This is a genomic window from Acinetobacter sp. Colony158 (assembly GCF_019264745.1).
Lineage (GTDB): Bacteria > Pseudomonadota > Gammaproteobacteria > Pseudomonadales > Moraxellaceae > Acinetobacter > Acinetobacter ursingii.
Map to the genome: position 1 here is coordinate 1096789 of NZ_CP078523.1, position 629 is coordinate 1097417.

The 629-nt window shown below is 39.1% G+C and carries 1 protein-coding gene and 1 pseudogene; both read right to left on the reverse strand.

The genetic code is table 11. The annotated features are described in order from the left end of the window. On the reverse strand, positions 1-72 hold a 72-nt coding region (locus JR005_RS14505; protein WP_228731785.1), incomplete at its 3' end, for an NAD-dependent epimerase/dehydratase family protein. Positions 73-80: 8 nt separating this feature from the next. Further along, positions 81-629, reverse strand: a pseudogene (locus JR005_RS14510) (glucose-6-phosphate isomerase); the annotation flags it as partial.

Genomic DNA, 629 nt, shown 5'->3' on the forward strand with positions numbered 1-629 from the left:
AGCATTTAGCAATTCAACACAGGTATGTGAACCAATATATCCGGCGCCACCTGTCACTAAAATATTTGCCATGTTTTATCCTAACTCTTTTTATTTCCAAGCAGCAATTCAATTAAGCCTTGCGTTGAAGCATCCAGATGTGCTGTCTGTTGTTGCTGACCATTTAAAATCGGTAGAATTTGATTGGCAATTTCCTTACCTTTTTCCACACCCCATTGGTCAAAGGGGTTAATATTCCATAATACCGATTGTACAAAGACTTTATGCTCATACAGCGCAATCAGCATGCCTAAAGTCTTTGGATTCAATTCTTGAATTAAAAATGTTGAACTCGGCTGATTACCTGCATATTGTTTATATACAGGTAAATTTTCCAATTCTTTTTGATCCAAAGCCTGATTACCAAAGGCTAAAAGTCGCGACTGTGCCAAACAGTTCGATAAAGCCAAATGATGCTGTTCAATTAACGCATCTGCATTTTCTACATAGGTAAAATGATTGGCATTATAACGCTGAATCGGTGCAATAAAATCACAACTCACCGCATGCGTTCCTTGATGCAATAACTGATAAAAAGCATGCTGCGCGTTTGGCCCTACTTCACCCCAGACAATCGGACAGGTACTCGA